Raw genomic sequence first — 15,529 nt, forward strand, 5'->3', positions numbered from 1 at the left:
ATGACGATCCACGCCGCCACCGACGCCGGACACCACCGCCACGACCCGCTGCACCCCAGCTGGCAACCGCCACAGCACCCACCGCCGGCCACCGCGCACCGGCCCCCACCCGGCCACCGGCCCCCACCCGGCCACCCACACCACTCGCCCTACCCACCCACCCCGCACCCACTGACCGCGCCGCACCCCACGCCCACCACGCCAGCCGACACGGCCCGCCACCCCGACACCGGCCACCACCCCGACAGCCTCACCGACCCGGGCCACCACACCACCGCAGACGATCCGGACGACCTCGCCGGACACCGCCACCGCACAGACCTACGACGCCAGGTCGCCTACCGCGCCAAACGCCTCAACCACGGCCACCTCGTCGAAGCCGACCTCCGCTACGGCACCCGCGACGCCCTCGGCCCTCACGCCGTCATGCTCTTCTTCACCACCCCGGCCCCCGCCGAGCCCCACGGCTACCGCCTGCACACCAGCTACCGCCTCTTCCTCGCCTCACCCGAAGCCGACGACCTCACCCGGCTCCTGCACGACCTCACCACCGTCGCCCACACCGCCATCACCCACGCCGCCGCCACCGGACACCGCTGGCACCCCCACGGCCCGCACGCCGCCATGGTCAACGGCGGAGACATGACCCTCCCACCCCACGCCCACCACGTCGGCACCGGTGTGTCCACCCTCGACACCGACGACGGCCGCTGGGACCAACTCGCCCGCAGCCTGCGTACCCCCACCGCCACCGGCCCCCGCCGCTCCGCCTGGGACCTCAAAGGACAGTGCTACCTGCTCCTCACCGACGGCACCGCCATGCACATCGACCGCAACCCCCACGCCCGCCTCGGCGACGACGGCATCCGCAGCAGCACCCCCCTCGACCCCACCTGGAACCCCCACTGGCACAACCCCCACCGCACGCTCACCCAACACGGCGACCACACCACCCGACAACGGTGGCGCCACCTCGCCGCCCTGCACAGCCTGCTTACCACCCACCTGCACCCGGGACGGCCCGCGTGACCGCCACCCTCGACCCCACCACCGCCGCAGACCTGCGACACACCCCGATCGACCCCACCGCCGTCCTCGACCACCTCACCGCCGACGCCACCGCCACCGCACCCACCAGCATCGGCTACCCCGGCGCCGTCGACCTCGACCACAGCGCCGTCATGACCCGCCTCGGCACCCGCCTCTGGAACAACATCGGCGACCCCACCGACACCACCGGCGCCGCCCACACCCGCACCCTCGAACACGCCGTCATCACCTGGACCGCCGACCTGCTCGCCATGCCCACCGACGACCGCTGGGGCTACGTCACCACCGGCGGCACCGAGGGCAACCTCTCCGCCCTGCACACCGCCTACCGACGCTGGCCCACCGCCCGCATCTACCACTCCACCGCCGCCCACTACTCCATCCCGAAAATCATCGACCTGCTCGGCGCCCGCGCCGTCCCCGTCCACGCCGCCCCCGACGGCGAAATCGACTACGACGACCTCGCCGCACAGTTGCGCAAACGCCGACGCTGGCCCGCCATCGTCGTCGCCACCGCCGGCACCACCATGACCGAAGCCGTCGACGACACCAGCCGCATCCACGCCCTCCGCACCGAGTACGGCATCCCCGGGCACCTGCACGTCGACGCCGCCCTGTCCGGCATCCCGCTCGCCCTCGACGGCCGACTACGCCTCGACGACACCAGCGGCATCGGCTCCATCGCCATCTCCGGACACAAGTTCCTCGGCACCCCCACCCCCTGCGGAATGGTCCTCATCCGCGACCACCTCCGCCGCCCCCACCTGCGCCACGTCCCCTACACCGCCGCCACCGACACCACCATCACCGGCTCCCGCTGCGGCCTGGCCGCCGCCCTGCTCTGGCACGCCATCGCCACCCACGGCCGCGAAGGACACCGCTGGCGCACCGCCGAAGCCCGCCGCCTCGCCGCCCACGCCGTCGACCAGATCCGCGCCACCGGCTGGACCGCCTGGCGCCACCCCCACGCCTTCACCGTCGTCCTACCCACCCCACCTGCCGCCGTCCGCGCCAAGTGGCTCCTCGCCAGCGACGGACCCGTCAGTCACCTCATCTGTATGCCCGGCATCAGCAAAGGTCAGATCCATGCCTTCGCCGCCGACCTCGCCACCGCCATCACCACACCGGCGCTCGCCCTGCCACGACCCCGCACACCCGGCGCAGCCACCCCTGACCATCGCGCCGTCCCCCGCCCGACCTCCGCCACCACCTGAACATCGGCCCGGACCAGTGAGAACCCGACTCGCAGCCCGGGCCCACCCGGGTAGCCGCCGTCGACGCGGCCACCCCGACCGGCCGCCGCTCACGCAGGGACGACGGCCGGTCCCGGGGCCGGCGGCAGTGACTTCCTCCGGCTCCTGCCGCCGGCCACCCCATCCATCACAAGGAAAGCCTCATGTCGTCCATTGTTATGAAGATCGTGGTCGTGGCGATCGTCGTTCCGCTCGTCCTCGCGTGCGGCCTGTCCATCGCCCCGCCGGATCCTGGCCGTCCAGTGGCGGATGGGCTCGTCGTCAGCAGTCCGTTGCGATCAAATCAGGTGCCGGGTGTACGGGAGTCGTGGGGACCCCGCCGGTGGCGCCGGGAGCGTCCTCCGCCCTTGACTTTGTCGCATGCTATGCAGCATTCTGCTGATACAAGACTTGCGACATTCGGAGGTGGTGGCATGCGCCAGGCAGATGTCCCGGAGGCGAGGCGGTGGCTGGCCCGGCACGGCCTGACCGACGTCGAGCCGACCCCACTGATCGCGACACGGCTGGAGGCCCGCCGGCACGCCAAACTGGCCGACAGCGTCCTGTTGGCCGGGTTCCTCATCGGTGCGGCGGTCACGCACGCTGCGGGGCGGCTCGCCGACCCGGCGTTCTCCTGGCCACCGTTGCTGGCACTGGTGGCGTTGGCCGTCGGGCTGCTGGTGGGGCAGTGGCTGATCGGCTGGTGGGTACGGCGGGTCGACCGGCGGGCGGGCGCCCAGCTTCCCCGGCGGGTGGCCCACCCGGTCGAGCTCGGCTGGCCGGCGGTGCTGGGCCGGTCACACGCCATCTACACCGCCGCCACCTTCACCGCCGCACTGCTGCTGGCGGTGAGCGTACTGCCGATGTCGGACCTCGGCCTGCGGTACGGGGCGATCGTCGTCCTGATCGGCCTCGCCGGGGCCGGCGCCGGGACCGTCCTGCAACTGCGCCAGGTGCTGGTCAGCCCGGCCGTGGCAGAGGACGAGGCGTCACTCACGGCCGACGTCATCATGCGCGTCGAGGACGCCCGTGCCCTCGCCACACCCAGCCTGGTGTGGTCACTGCCGCCCATCTTCCTGTACGGGGAGTCGCTCGGCTGGTGGAACGCCGCCGCCCTGGCGCTCGTCGTGGCGGGAGTGATCGCGTTCGGCATGATCCAGATGCGGACCGCAGGTGTCGGGACGGCGGCACGGCAGGCCCTGGCCGCCCGATGATCGTCATCGACGCGGGCTCGCCGACGCCGCCGTACGAACAGCTCCGGGCCCAGCTCGCGCGGCAGATCCAGGAACGCTCGCTCGCTGTCGGTACGAGACTGCCGACGATCCGTCGGCTTGCGGCCGACCTCGGCCTCGCCGTGAACACCGTCGGTCGGGCCTACCGGGAGTTGGAGGAGGCCGGGCTGATCGAGACCCGTGGACGGGCCGGCTCGTTCGTCTCCGCCGCCGGCGAGCAGGCCCTGGAGCAGGCGCACCAGGCCGCCCGCGAATACGCGGCGGTGATCTCCAGCGTCGGCATCGACCGTACCGAGGCGATCCGGATCGTCGAGGCGGCGCTGGGCCGACCGGCGATGCCGTGAGCCACCGCCGAGCCAGAGCCCGGCGTCGAACTCGGTTGCTTGCCAAATCGCGGTGACAGTCGCCGTCGCCGTTGAATCTCGTGCCTCAGATGATGGATCGGACCGTAGGGGTGGTCGGTGAGCGAGTAACCCCGAACACCAGGGCGCACGTTCGGCAGCGCGCAGAGTACTGGTCTTGTCTGCTGCGGGCTCCGTGACCATCGGCACTGTGGTGGCCGGCAGCCGCGCGATGTACTGAGACTTCGGAGAGTCCGACGCGCTGGTAGGAAGAAGAGTCACGTGGTCTTCTGGGTGGGCGGCGCCGGTGCGGTGCTGTTCGTGTTGGTGTTCCTCATCGACGGTTGGAGCCGGCCGCACTACGCACCAGTACGCCACCCGGTCAGCGCTTTGGCGCTCGGCGGGCGAGGCTGGATCCAAACGGCGAACTTCCTCGTCTCTGGCTCCGCGATCACGGTAGGGGCACTCGGGGTGGTCGTCGAGGGGCCGGGCGTCCCGGTCGGTGTGGTCCTGACGGTCTTTGGGCTCGGCATCGTCGCATCCGGGGTGTTCCGGATGGATCCGATGCTCGGATATCCGCCGGACGCTCCAGCAGGGATACCCGAGGGGCACAGCGCCCAGCACCGACTCCACGATCTCGCCGGTGCCGTTGTCTTCCTGTCCCTACCCCTCTCCGCGGCTGTCGGCGCGTTCACGCTGCCCGGGGCATCCTGGAGAATCACCTCGGCCTGTTTCGCCCTCGCCCTGTTCTTCGGATTCAGCCGGTTCGGCAGGGCGTGGGACGAGGTGTCACCGCGCCTCGGCCTCGTCCAACGCGCCATCATCATCCCCGGATGGGGCTGGCTCGCCGCCCTGTTCACCGCCCTGGCGCTCGGACTGAGCTAGCTTGACCACCGGCTGTCCTGGGCGCGCAGCTCCCGCATCCCGGTGTGCCTTGTCCCTCAGCGTGGCACGGCGTGGATGATTGCCGCCCTGCAGTGAAGCGGGCGATAGCGATGGCGTTTGGAAGAAAGGTGTGGACTGAACCGTCGGCGCCTTGGTGCGCCGTGTCGGCGAAGGTCATCACGTTCGCGTCGGCCAAGTCGGCGATGACTTGCACACCAATGCCGTGTCGTCGGTGTTTTCTGCAGTAGGAGGGCTTCTGGTCGTACACGTGGTCGATCGGTATCAGAGCGTCGGCGAGGATCGTGTTGGCCAGCCGTCGGATCCTGCTCATCGCCCGTTCAGGTCATCGGTGGTGGAGGCGCGACGTCCCCATTGGGGTCGGGTCATGTTGTAGGGCCGGTGGCCGTTCCGCCGGGAGTGGCTTTGGTGCCCTGGCCTGCGGAAACTCCGCGAGTGTCACAAACGCCCCTGCGGGTCTGCCCTTTGTGGAAGGTTTCGCTCGGGGAAGGTTGCCGACCTTCGACGGTGCCGAACGAGCAGAGGCGGTCACTGCCGCAGGAGCAAGGCGAGATCAAGCACCACACGACCGCTGAAGCTGCCCGTCGTGTGAGCTTCGCCGGTCAGTAGGTCGACTCGGTACACCCGGCTGCCGGCGGCGCCGTTGAGCACGGCGTAGGCGTTGTTGGCCACGGCGCGATCGCCACGCAGAGCGCTGTGGATGTCGAAGCCTGCTTGTAGCGCCGCGTTGACTCCGAGTGAGCCGGTGGCGGCCAGTTGCCCGGAGTTCGCGGGGGATTGCAGCGCGACCTGGTCGAGGGTGGTGTCGATGTCGAACAGGGTCGTGGCAGTGGCGGGGTTGAGGTCATTGTTGGTGTAGGCGGCCCCGGTGACACCGATGGCGGCGGTGGCGGGCGGGTAGGTGAGGGGGCCGTCAACGATGGTCGTACCGCCGGGGTTGATGTTGTGGCGCAGGTTCTGGCCGGTGTCGCTGATGACTCGGAGTCGGTCGGCGGCGGGGTTGAAATCGACGCCGAACGACGTGCCGTTCAGTGCGACGGTCAGTTGACTGACCTTCGTAGCGACGGCGGTGCGGGTGCTCAGTGCGTAGACGCCGCCGGTGTTGCCGACGCCGTAGAGGTTGCCGTCCTGAACGCGGAAGTCGATGCCGATGAGTACTTCGCTACCGGGCAGGTCGACCGAGCCGATGGTGCAGGCCAGGGCAGGGGTATTGACGGCGAATTTGATCAGCTGCTGATCGGCGGTGAGGCCGACGGCGACGAGCCCGTTGCGCCCGCCCGCGTTCAGTAGGTCCCACAGCAGCGTGCAGGTGCCGGTACGCAACGACGGTAGGCCGTGAGACGGGATGCCTTCTGCGGTGCTGTGGCTCGTTGGGGCGGCGCTGACCGGTGTCGAGGTGACCCCGACGGTGGTGACCACCATCGTGGCGGCGCAAAGCAGCCCACGGAAAAGCGTACGGTGCATGAGAGGCACTTCCTTGATCAGAGGCACCGACGGACTCCTCGGCGGAATCCGGCGCCCTAGTGGCGGCGGTGCGGGGATGAATTCCCTGGTCAAAGCCTATGAGCGGTGAATCCCCAGGTCTTGTCGGATATCATACTTTCCTCCGACTTTCGCACCTTCTGCACAGAGCAGTGACCGAAGACGCCCTACCTCGCTCGGAGCGTTGATTGCCCGCTTCGCGACCAGAGCCCGCTTGGAACGATCTTGGGGAAACGCGCTGGGCGCACATGTTCCATTGCCGCAGCTGGACGTCGTCGTCGCCGACCAGGATCTGCGCGGGTAGCCGGTGGCGGTTGCGGTATCGCTGCCAGGCGTCGCGCCACTGCGGCCGGGTGGGCCGGCGTGGTCAACCCGCCGGCCCAGACCGGACGCAGGCCCGGTACACCGCCTCCTCGAACGCGGTGATCGCGGCTTTCAGCTCCTGGGTCGCCGGCACCACGGTCGCCCGCGTGGTGTCATCGGTGGCGACCAGCATGCCGCAACGCTCCCGACCCGCGCGCCACCGCTCGACCTCCGCCGTCACGGGCAGCAACTCCACGATGTGTCGTAGCTGGGTCCCGGTGTCGCCCGGCGGGGGAGAGGAGCAGACGAAGGCATACCACGACTCCAGATGACGATCGCTTTCCTTGCCGATGGCGATGAGAGCCGCCCGCCGCTGCTGGTTGGTGAGCCGAAGCTCGACGACAGGCAGGTCCGCCTGCGGCGGCACGGCCCGGAAATGGGTCTTCACCAGGTTCGCGATCGTCTGGGCGGCGTGCTGGACCTCGCTGCCGACCTCCACGGCCGTGGACTGGCGGACCCGGGAACCGAGTTGGCCCATGCGGTCCCGTGTCTGCCCCATCCGGCGTACCGGCTCGGTGAAGTCCTCGCTCACGGCGATCAGCTCCACCTCGGTGTCCGGGCCCCACCGGCCCTGGTCGAAGCAGTAGCGGGCCACCTCGTTCAAGAACCGTCGGGCGGACTCCCGCACCGGATCCACGCTCCACTGCGGAGTCTGCTGCTGCCGAGCCCGTTCCCGTCGCCGCCCCTCGACCAGACGGGCGGCCTGCTTTGCCATGACCAGGGCGGGGTGCAGCCCGCTGCGCCGGTCTGCCTCGAACTGGAGCTGGGCGTCGACGGCATCGCTCGCCGCCGAACCCGGCGGACGTTTGTCGACCGGCGAGAAGTCGTACGACGTGTGGTCGGGCGTCCGCCGCCGGCGTGCCTGCCGCCCGCCCCAGGTGCCTCGTGCGACCTGCTTGTCGTTCGGCGCAGGTGTCATCTCGCCCCCTCCAGCCAAAAATCCACGATGGTGGTCGCGCGAGCCAGCGTGACACCCGGGGTCTGCTACCCGACAGGGCGGGTCGTCCGAGGGTCAGCGGAGGGGGTGACGCTCTCGACCGTGGCGATGCGCCGTCCTCACGTCGGCCACGACAGCGCGACCGGTGAGCGCGCCAAGCAGCCAAAACAAGGCGATATGCCCGCTATGGTGAGCGTATGGCGGTGCGGGCTGGCGAGGGCATGACGGAGGAGCGGCTCGGCAACCCCACTCCGATGTCCGTACTGATGTACCACTCGATCTCCCGGCTCGACGGCGGCCGACTCCGGTCGCTCGCTGTCGAACCGCGACGGCTTACCGACCACCTGGCGACGCTGTCGGACGCCGGCTACCGTCTGGTCGGCCTGAGCGCGGCCCTGGACTCCCTCGCGGCGGGCCAATCGGACACCCCACAGGTGGCGCTGACCTTCGACGACGGGTACGCCAACTTCCTCACGGCCGGTCTCCCCGCTCTGACGGCGGCCGGCGCGTCGGCCACCCTCTACCCCGCAGTCGGCAGCCTCGGGGGCAACGCGGACTGGCTCGGGCGGCAGGCGGACGCGTTCGGTCCGCTGCTGACCTGGGAACAGTTGCGGGATGTCGCAGAGGCCGGCGTGGAGATCGGCAACCACGGCCTGATCCACCACCCGCTCGACGTACTGCCTCGGGGCCGGCTCGAACAGGAGATCCGGGACAGTCGGGACCGACTGGAGCAGGAGCTCTCCCGTCCGATCCGCTCGTTCTGTTACCCGCACGGCTACCACAACCCGCAGGTACAGGAACTGGTCCGGGCCTACGGGCACGACAACGCCTGCGAGGTCGGCCGGCGGCGCTACCGTCCGATGGCCAACACGCGTTCCGCCGCCACCGGGGCCGGCGACAGTCGCATGGCCATACCCCGGCTGCAGCCCACCCCCGATCTGACCGGGGCGGACCTGCTGACGCTGGTCCGAGGTCACGGCCCGACGATCGGACCCGAGGTGCGACGTCTGGCGCAACCCGCATGGCGGCTGACCCGGCGGCTCGCCGCCCGTGCTGGCTGGCGGCTGACCTGAGGAGAGCGGCGATGGGCCGGGCCCGGTCGTGGTGGCGTCGCCTCGTACGCCGGCCCGACGACCCGGTTCCGGCGCAGTCCCGGCTCGCACGGCCAGGTTTCGGACCCTGGTGGACCGGGCTGGCGGTGCTCGCCACGGTGGCCACGGTCGGGTTCGTCGTGGTGATCGATCCGTTGAGCAACCACCGGTCCGGCCGGAAGAACACTCCACATCCGTCGCACCCGGTGCCCGGTGGCACCCCCGGCCCCGGCAGCGGACAGCTACCGGGCCAGGTCGGCTCCTCGGGTGTACCGATGCCCCGGGGCGATCTTCCGGGCTGGCGGCAGATCTTCGCCGATGACTTCTCCGGCACGGCACTCAGCAGCGACTGGTTCGCGTACGAGGGGCAGCCGGACGGCGACCCGGGCGGGTGGTTCGATCCGTCCCACGTCATGGTCGCCGACGGCCTGCTGACCATCGGCGGCTGGCGCGAGCCCGCCCGGGGTGACCTGTACGTGACCGGAGGCGTGTCGAACCGGCACGCTGTCAGCCGCAGCTACGGCCGGTACGACATCCGCTTCCGGATGGACCAGGGCACCGGTATCGCCTACGCCCTGTTGCTCTGGCCGGCCGACAACCAGTACCCGCCGGAGATCGACATCGCCGAGGACAACGGGCGCGACCGCCGCCGGATGTACGGCGTCCTGCACCCGCCGCAGGGGCGGCCGGTCGAGCGCAGCGTCGCCGGTGACTTCACCCAGTGGCACACCGCCGGTCTGGAGTGGACCCCCGGGCGGCTCGTCTTCACCCTCGACGGTGTGCCCTGGACCACCATCACCGGCGACGGCGTTCCCCGCGAGCCGATGGCGCTCGCGCTGCAGAGTCAGGCGTGGTACTGCGGGCACACCTGGGAGGCGTGCCCGGACGCGACCACACCGGCCCGGGTCGACCTGACGATCGACTGGGTGACCATCTACGCGCCGACCTGACCGGGACGCCGCTGTTCAGCGGGTCATCCGGTGAGCCGGTAGACCACCACCCCGTCATCCCGGTGGGCGACCGACCACCCGGGCGCGGCGTCGAGCGCCTGGGCGAGCCGATCCACCGCGCCGTCGGGCAGGTGCCCGAAATAGGCGACCTGTCGGCGCATCCCGTCGCTGACCACCAGGTAGGTCTCGGTCCCGGCGAAGCCGCGCAGGAACTCCTCGATCTGCGGGACATGTTCCGGGCCGAGCAGGGCGTGCCGCAGGCCGGCTCCCTCGACGAGATCCGGTTCGCCGACGGCGACGCTCCGGTTGAACTCACCGTAGTCGGCGCTGAGCCGACCCGGAAAGTTCGAGGAGACGGTGGCGATCGTCGAACCGGGGGCGGCGGTGGCGTAGAGATGACGCGCGGCACGCACCTCGGCCGTGCTCTGCCGGTCGACCATGAGCTGACCGTGCCGGCCCTGCATGGTGGCGAGCGCGGCGACCCCGAGCACGGCGGCCAGGACCGCCGCCGCAGCGACCGGTACCCGGCCTGTACGGGCCGACCCGGGTCGGCCCGCGTGGTCGCGCGGTGCCAGCAGCGCGGCGGCGATCAGGTACGCGCACCACGGCGCGGAGAAGAGGAAGACCCGGTAGATCGCCTCACCGCCGTAGTTCTGTGCGGCGAGCAGCAGGAACGGGGCTGCGGCCAGCACCGCTGGCACGGTCACCGGGTGGGAACGGCGCCATCCGTACCACGCGGCCAGCGCGGCCCCCGTCCAGACGGCGAGAGCGAGCACCCGCACCACGATCGCCGAGAACGCCTGCCCGTCCGAGCCCCAGCCGTCGGCGTTGCCGGAGGCGTTGGCGAAGAGGTTGAGGCCGTCGAAGATGGAGAAGGAGCCGCTGACCATGCCGTACCTCGGTGCGAGGTAGGCCAGCAGCATCGCGGCCAGCGGCAGCGGCAGCCACCCCGGCCGGACCTGGCGGAGCAGCACCAGCGCGGTGATCTGCGCCAGCAGCAGGTACGGCGAGAGTTGGTGCCCGGCGGTGAGCACGGCGAAGACGCCGAGGAGGCCGGCGATCGCCGTCACCCGGACCCGCCCACCGGCGGTCGCCGTGCCGGGACGCTCTCCGGGGGCCGCTGCCGGCCGGTCGGGGACCGGGCGGCGCAGCCAGCGGAGCACCACCAGCAGGGCACCGAGGCTGAGCAGGAACGCCAACGCCTGAGGGGAGAGGTAGTCCTCCTCGATCCAGTTGATGCAGAGGAACCCGAAGACGGTCAGGTAGCCCACCCGCCGGTCGGCGTGGAGCGTGCCGGCGACGGCGAGAAGCACCAACGCGCCCGCGAGGTTGAAGAAGACCGCCGACCAGTCGGCCAGCGCGGTCACGCCGACCCCGGAGACGTCGGCGAGCTGGGCGGTGGCCGCGAAGAGGGCAGGCCACTGCTGGTAGATGTCGCCCGACGCGCCGACGCCCCCGCTGGTCTGGATGAACTCGACAACGCCGAGGTGCTTGAACGTCCAGGCGTACTGGGGCTGGTCGAGCAGGAGCGGCGTGGTGCCGTGTAACAGCAGGACGAGCAGCACCAGGTACCCGGGGAGGGAACGGGAGGGCACACGCCGCCCGGGGCCGAGGAGCCCGACGGCGAACCCGGCGACGCAGAGCGCCAGCGCGCCGAAGAAGGCCGGATGGACCGTCGCCAGAAGACCGTACTGCCCGACCCGCGTCACGTCCGTACCGGCGAGCGCCACCAGCCAGAGGGCGACAGCGGTGGCGAGCACGGCGGGGTGCGTCGCGGCCCGGACGCCCGGGGCGGTGGCCAGCCGGAAGCCGGCGCGCCAGGGCCGGGCGGGGCGTCGCCCGGCCCGGACGAGCCCGACCAGCGAGACGATCCCCACCACGGCGGCCCCCGCCAGGGCCAGCGCCGACGGGTACCACCGACCGGTCCAGGCGGCCAGGGTCGCGGTCGCCGTCCAGCCGCAGACGCTCACCAGCAGCGCCAGCGCCCAGCCGGCCAGCGGCTGGCGGACCCGGCGCAGACCGACGAGCGCGGCCCCCGGCCCGAGGCAGGCGAGGCCGAGCGCGGCCAGCGCGCGCAGCGGCTGACCGGCCACCATCCCCACCGGTACGGCGAGCGCGACCAGAAGTCCCGTCCAGGACAGCGCCCGCTGGTGGCGGCGCGGACCGGCATCCGTGCGTGGTGCGGCCGACGCCGCCCGGCGCAGGATCGGCGGGCTCGGGGTGGCGAGGCGGCTCATGTGGAACCTCCCAAAGGTGCGGCGACCGTCTCCGGCCGTACGGCCCAGGCCGGACGGTGCTGCGGTGCCACCACCGCTCGCAGGCGTCGCCGCAGACCCGGCAACAGCACCAGGGCGGTCGCCGCCTGGGCCAGCAGCAGCGCCACCGCGGGTGCGACGATGCCGAGCCGGGGCAGGCCGTACCAGCCGCCGCCGAGGAAGAGCAGGGCGGCGGTGGACTGGACGAGCACCATGCGCCACATCCGCTTCTCCATGATCGCGAAGGCGGCGTAGAGCAGGATCACCCCGGTGAACGGCAGCGAGAGACCGATCAGCCGCAGGGCGTCCGCCCCGTGCGCCGCGTACTGCCCACCCAGCGGCGCGAGGAGCGCTCCGGCGGCACCGCCGAGCGTCACGGCTCCCGCGCCGACGACCAGTCCGACCAGGACGAGCGCCCGCCGGACGTGGACCCGGGCCTCGGCGCCGTCGCTCGACGCGGCCACCACGAACGAGATGACCACGTTCCACAGCAGGGTGGTCCCGGCCACCCCGATCGTCCACGGCACATAGAAGTAGGCACTGGCGGTGGCGCCGAGCGCGTGGGCGACCAGCACCGGCGGCAGGAACGCCACAGCGTTGTTGACCAGACCGGTGACGTACTCCGCCGAGGCGAAGCTGGTCATCCCGTGGCGGGCCCGGCCCGGCAGCGGAACCGTCCCCACCCGGGGGGTCAACCGGGCCAGGATCCACCAGTTCGTCACCAGCATGGTGACGAGCATCGGCAGCACCCAGGCCAGCAGCACCCCGTCACCGGCGACCACCCCGGCCAGCAGGGGCAGCAGCGCCAGTTTCGCGCCGGAGGCGACGATGTTCTTGGCCGGCACCAGGCCGGGACGGCGTAGCGCGGCCAGCACCCCGTCCTGGATGAAGAAGATCGCCGAGGCGAGCACCGCTACCACGAAGACCAGCCGGTGGACCGGCCGGTCGCCGATCAGACCGCTGCCCAGGCCGAGCGCCAGGAAACCGACCGCGAGCGCGAGGGACATCGCCGCCGACGCGCCGTACCCGACCAGGACCAGGCGTCGGGTACGGGCGCCGGCGCCCGGCAGGAAGCGGGCGTAGAGGCTGGTCAGGTTGAGCTGGGCGAGACCGGCGAGCAGCGACATCGAGGCGACCACGCCGGAGGCCCGGCCCACCGCCTCGGTGGGAAACCAGCGCGCCGCCACCACCCAGAACAGGAAGCCCAGCGCCGCGCTGGCCACCGTGGAGGACATCAGCGCGACCGCCGTGCGGACCAGCAACGGCCGCCGTCCGGACGGCACCACCCCAGGGACGGCGCCGCCACGGGCGACCCCGGCACCACCCGACGGCTCGGCGACCTCCGGCGGGCACGCGGGCGGCCCGGTGCCGGTGGTCGGCGGGAGAACGTTCATCGGGGAGGACCTTCCGGTGCCGTCGAGGAGGTCGGGCGCCAGCGGCGATCGCGCCACCGGGCGCGCAGGTAGGCCAGCGGGCCGCGGATCATGCCCCGCCGGTTGGCACCGAGCAGTTCACGCGGGAACCCGGCACCGATCCCGGCCAGTCGCGGGCCGTCCGCGCGACGCAGGTCACGCAGGGCGGTCGGCGCCAGCCGCGCCAGCGGCAGCAGCGTCCCCGGCCGGGCGAGCACGAGGCTGGTGTACGCGGCGGTCAGCCCGGTGCCATAGCCGACCATCTGCTGGCGCAACCCGGCCAGGTCACGCCGGTGGTAGTGCCGGACCAGGGCAGCCGGGTGATACACGACCGTGCCGCCGGTCAGGAGCACCTGGGTCAGCGCCAGGGTGTCCTCCGACCCCATCGCCACCGTGCCCGCGCCGAGAGCGGGGTCGAACCCGCCGATCCGTTCCACGGCACCGGGCCGGAAGGTCATGTTCCCGCCGGTGCCGAACGGTGGCAGCGGATAGAGCGGGCTCTGGAGGTGCGCGGTGGCCGGGGAGAAGACCTGGGGTGTGAACCCCCGCCCCTTGCTGTGCCCGCCGAACTCCTCGAACCACAGCTGGGCGTCGGTCTCCAGCTCGGCCGGGACGATGGCACCGGAGACGACGTCCGCCTCGGGGTGTGCGAGCAGCGCCCGGCCCAGCTCGGCGAGCCAGTATGGGTCGGCCGTCTCGTCGTCGTCGATCCAGGCGAGGATCTCGCCGGGCGCGACGGCGACCGCGCGGTTGCGGGCATGCGACAGTCCCGGTCGCGGTTCGACGACGTACCGCACCGGCCCACGACGGGCGGCCTCGGCGACCACATCCCGGGTGGCCGTGCTGCTCGGGGCGTTGTCCACCACGAGGACCTGGAACCGGGGATAGTCCTGGCGGAGGAGGCTGTCCAGGCAGCGGGCCAACCCGCGCGGACGTTCCCGGGTGCAGACGACCACGGTGATGTGCGGTGCGTCCCGCAGCACCTCGGCGCGTTCGGCCAGGTACGCGGAGCCGTCGGTGGGCACCGGCCCACCCCACCGGGCGCCGATCTCGCGCCCGAGGTCGGCCCCGGTCAGCCCGGCCTCGGGTACCGCGAGCAGGAGCGAGCCGATCGGCTCGGTGTGCCGTCGGACCAGCAGCCAGGCCCGTTCGACACGCCGACCGTCCGGGCCGTACGCCGGGATCGCCGGCAGCGGCTCGGTCAGCTCGACATCGCGTACCAGGGCCGGCAGCCGGCCCGTGTCGGCGACCGGCGTCGAGACTGGCGTGTTCATCGGTCAGCTCCAATCCGGTCTGGATCCACCGGTGCCGGCGGCACCGGCGGGGCACCGGCCGGCGAGGCCAGTTCCACCAGGGCGCCGACGCCGGCGGCGGTCGCACCGAGCAGGACCGCCCCGGCCCGGAGAGCGGGCTGGGCACCCCGTCCGCCCAGCGACCCGGCGAGACCCCGCAGTACCGCCCGGGGCAGTGTCCGGAGCAGATAGCCGCGCTCGGCATCGAGGCTGCGTCCGGAGTGGTCGCGGCCACCGAAGGCACCTCCGTCGAGCAGCCGAGCCATCGCGACCTTGCCCCGGCCCTCGGCCACGCAGCGGTGCAGGAAGGCACGCAGCGTGGCCCGCTCGGCCGGCACCGGGTGGACGACGACGGCGTCCGACACGTGCACCCAGTGGCCGCCCGCGTGCCGGGTCAGTCGCAGGCAGAGCTCCGTGTCCTCCGGCCGGGCACGGTCTCCCACCTTGCCGAAGTCGGTACGGAAACCCTGGACGGCCTCGAAGGCGTCGCGGCGCACGGCCATGCTGGCGGACCAGACATTGCGCACCCGCACCGTGCCGGTCGAGGGACAGGTACGGGAGACGCCGACCGTCCAGAGGAACTCGTCGGGCAACCAGGTCGGCCGGAGGGTCTCCCAGTCCGGCGCGATGCCCCCGCCGGTGCCGACCACGGCCGGGTCGGCGAGCGGCTCGCACAGCCCGGCCAGCCAGCCGGGCTGCGCGATCACGTCGTCGTCGAGGAAGACCACCACGGGGGTGACGGCATGACGGGCACCGGTGTTCCGGTTACCGGAGACACCGCGCGGCAGGCGGTTCTCCAGCACCGTCACGTCGGGCAACTTCCGACGGACCAGTCGGTGCAGGTGCGGGTTGTGGTCGACCACCACGATGATCTCCGCAGGCGGCGGGCTCTGCTCCCGGACGGCCTGCACCACCCGGACCAGCCGGGGAAGGCGGTGTTCGCTGTGGGTGGGGATGACCACGCTGACCGGGGACTGCGCGCGGGGCAT

At 71.9% G+C, this 15,529-nt stretch carries 13 protein-coding genes and 1 pseudogene; 7 read left to right on the top strand and 7 right to left on the bottom strand.

Annotated elements, in window-relative coordinates:
• The 5 genes from HUT12_RS33185 to HUT12_RS11910 all read left to right on the top strand — a co-directional run bounded on the left by HUT12_RS33185 (window position 1) and on the right by HUT12_RS11910 (window position 4,740).
• On the top strand, window positions 1–1,029 hold the full coding sequence (locus HUT12_RS33185; protein WP_303393486.1) for a hypothetical protein: 1,029 nt from the start codon (window positions 1–3) through the stop codon (window positions 1,027–1,029).
• Window positions 1,026–2,264 (top strand): histidine decarboxylase, encoded by a 1,239-nt coding sequence (locus HUT12_RS11895; RefSeq protein ID WP_176093388.1) that lies wholly within the window; start codon window positions 1,026–1,028, stop codon window positions 2,262–2,264. Before HUT12_RS33185 ends, HUT12_RS11895 begins: the two co-directional genes overlap by 4 nt.
• A 452-nt stretch (window positions 2,265–2,716) precedes the next feature.
• Entirely contained in the window at window positions 2,717–3,496 is a 780-nt protein-coding gene (locus HUT12_RS11900; protein ID WP_176093389.1) for a hypothetical protein, read from the top strand.
• Window positions 3,493–3,858 (top strand): GntR family transcriptional regulator, encoded by a 366-nt coding sequence (locus tag HUT12_RS11905; protein ID WP_176093390.1) that lies wholly within the window; start codon window positions 3,493–3,495, stop codon window positions 3,856–3,858. The genes HUT12_RS11900 and HUT12_RS11905 overlap by 4 nt, the downstream gene beginning before the upstream one ends.
• A gap of 279 nt (window positions 3,859–4,137) precedes the next feature.
• The gene (locus HUT12_RS11910; protein ID WP_176093391.1) at window positions 4,138–4,740 is read left to right on the top strand and encodes a DUF998 domain-containing protein; all 603 of its coding nucleotides are present in this window, start codon (window positions 4,138–4,140) and stop codon (window positions 4,738–4,740) included.
• A gap of 127 nt (window positions 4,741–4,867) precedes the next feature.
• Here HUT12_RS11910 and HUT12_RS32775 read toward each other — a convergent pair.
• The 3 genes and pseudogenes from HUT12_RS32775 to HUT12_RS11920 all read right to left on the bottom strand — a co-directional run.
• A pseudogene (locus HUT12_RS32775) lies at window positions 4,868–5,100 on the bottom strand (IS5/IS1182 family transposase); the annotation flags it as partial.
• Window positions 5,101–5,286: 186 nt separating this feature from the next.
• On the bottom strand, window positions 5,287–6,249 hold the full coding sequence (locus HUT12_RS11915) for a DUF4394 domain-containing protein (protein WP_217705974.1): 963 nt from the start codon (window positions 6,247–6,249) through the stop codon (window positions 5,287–5,289).
• A gap of 358 nt (window positions 6,250–6,607) precedes the next feature.
• Window positions 6,608–7,522, bottom strand: coding sequence for a hypothetical protein (locus tag HUT12_RS11920; RefSeq protein WP_176093392.1), 915 nt, complete (start codon window positions 7,520–7,522; stop codon window positions 6,608–6,610).
• Between the two features lie 215 nt (window positions 7,523–7,737).
• Here HUT12_RS11920 and HUT12_RS11925 point away from each other — a divergent pair, with 215 nt between their 5' ends.
• A complete protein-coding gene (locus tag HUT12_RS11925; RefSeq protein WP_131052190.1) occupies window positions 7,738–8,613 on the top strand; it encodes a polysaccharide deacetylase family protein in 876 nt (291 codons plus the stop codon).
• A gap of 11 nt (window positions 8,614–8,624) precedes the next feature.
• Window positions 8,625–9,581 (top strand): family 16 glycosylhydrolase, encoded by a 957-nt coding sequence (locus HUT12_RS11930; protein WP_161594919.1) that lies wholly within the window; start codon window positions 8,625–8,627, stop codon window positions 9,579–9,581.
• A gap of 23 nt (window positions 9,582–9,604) precedes the next feature.
• Here the strand turns inward: HUT12_RS11930 and HUT12_RS11935 are convergent, their stop codons facing one another.
• From HUT12_RS11935 to HUT12_RS11950, 4 genes are read right to left on the bottom strand one after another with little or no spacing between them, the layout of a single operon-like run.
• On the bottom strand, window positions 9,605–11,818 hold the full coding sequence (locus HUT12_RS11935) for a hypothetical protein (RefSeq protein ID WP_176093393.1): 2,214 nt from the start codon (window positions 11,816–11,818) through the stop codon (window positions 9,605–9,607).
• Entirely contained in the window at window positions 11,815–13,230 is a 1,416-nt protein-coding gene (locus HUT12_RS11940) for a lipopolysaccharide biosynthesis protein (protein WP_176093394.1), read from the bottom strand. The genes HUT12_RS11935 and HUT12_RS11940 overlap by 4 nt, the downstream gene beginning before the upstream one ends.
• On the bottom strand, window positions 13,227–14,522 hold the full coding sequence (locus HUT12_RS11945; protein WP_131057841.1) for a glycosyltransferase family 2 protein: 1,296 nt from the start codon (window positions 14,520–14,522) through the stop codon (window positions 13,227–13,229). The genes HUT12_RS11940 and HUT12_RS11945 overlap by 4 nt, the downstream gene beginning before the upstream one ends.
• A complete protein-coding gene (locus HUT12_RS11950) occupies window positions 14,519–15,529 on the bottom strand; it encodes a glycosyltransferase family 2 protein (protein WP_176093395.1) in 1,011 nt (336 codons plus the stop codon). The genes HUT12_RS11945 and HUT12_RS11950 overlap by 4 nt, the downstream gene beginning before the upstream one ends.

It is taken from the genome of Verrucosispora sp. NA02020 (genome assembly GCF_013364215.1).
In the GTDB taxonomy this organism is placed as follows: Bacteria; Actinomycetota; Actinomycetes; order Mycobacteriales; family Micromonosporaceae; genus Micromonospora.

Coding starts and splice junctions, on each gene's coding strand:
- HUT12_RS33185 (WP_303393486.1), top strand. CDS start 1: ATGACGATCCACGCCGCCACCGACGCCGGACACCACCGCCACGACCCG.
- HUT12_RS11935 (WP_176093393.1), bottom strand. CDS start 11,818: ATGAGCCGCCTCGCCACCCCGAGCCCGCCGATCCTGCGCCGGGCGGCG.
- HUT12_RS11945 (WP_131057841.1), bottom strand. CDS start 14,522: ATGAACACGCCAGTCTCGACGCCGGTCGCCGACACGGGCCGGCTGCCG.
- HUT12_RS11920 (WP_176093392.1), bottom strand. CDS start 7,522: ATGACACCTGCGCCGAACGACAAGCAGGTCGCACGAGGCACCTGGGGC.
- HUT12_RS11940 (WP_176093394.1), bottom strand. CDS start 13,230: ATGAACGTTCTCCCGCCGACCACCGGCACCGGGCCGCCCGCGTGCCCG.
- HUT12_RS11905 (WP_176093390.1), top strand. CDS start 3,493: ATGATCGTCATCGACGCGGGCTCGCCGACGCCGCCGTACGAACAGCTC.
- HUT12_RS11930 (WP_161594919.1), top strand. CDS start 8,625: ATGGGCCGGGCCCGGTCGTGGTGGCGTCGCCTCGTACGCCGGCCCGAC.
- HUT12_RS11925 (WP_131052190.1), top strand. CDS start 7,738: ATGGCGGTGCGGGCTGGCGAGGGCATGACGGAGGAGCGGCTCGGCAAC.
- HUT12_RS11900 (WP_176093389.1), top strand. CDS start 2,717: ATGCGCCAGGCAGATGTCCCGGAGGCGAGGCGGTGGCTGGCCCGGCAC.
- HUT12_RS11950 (WP_176093395.1), bottom strand. CDS start 15,529: ATGCCCCGCGCGCAGTCCCCGGTCAGCGTGGTCATCCCCACCCACAGC.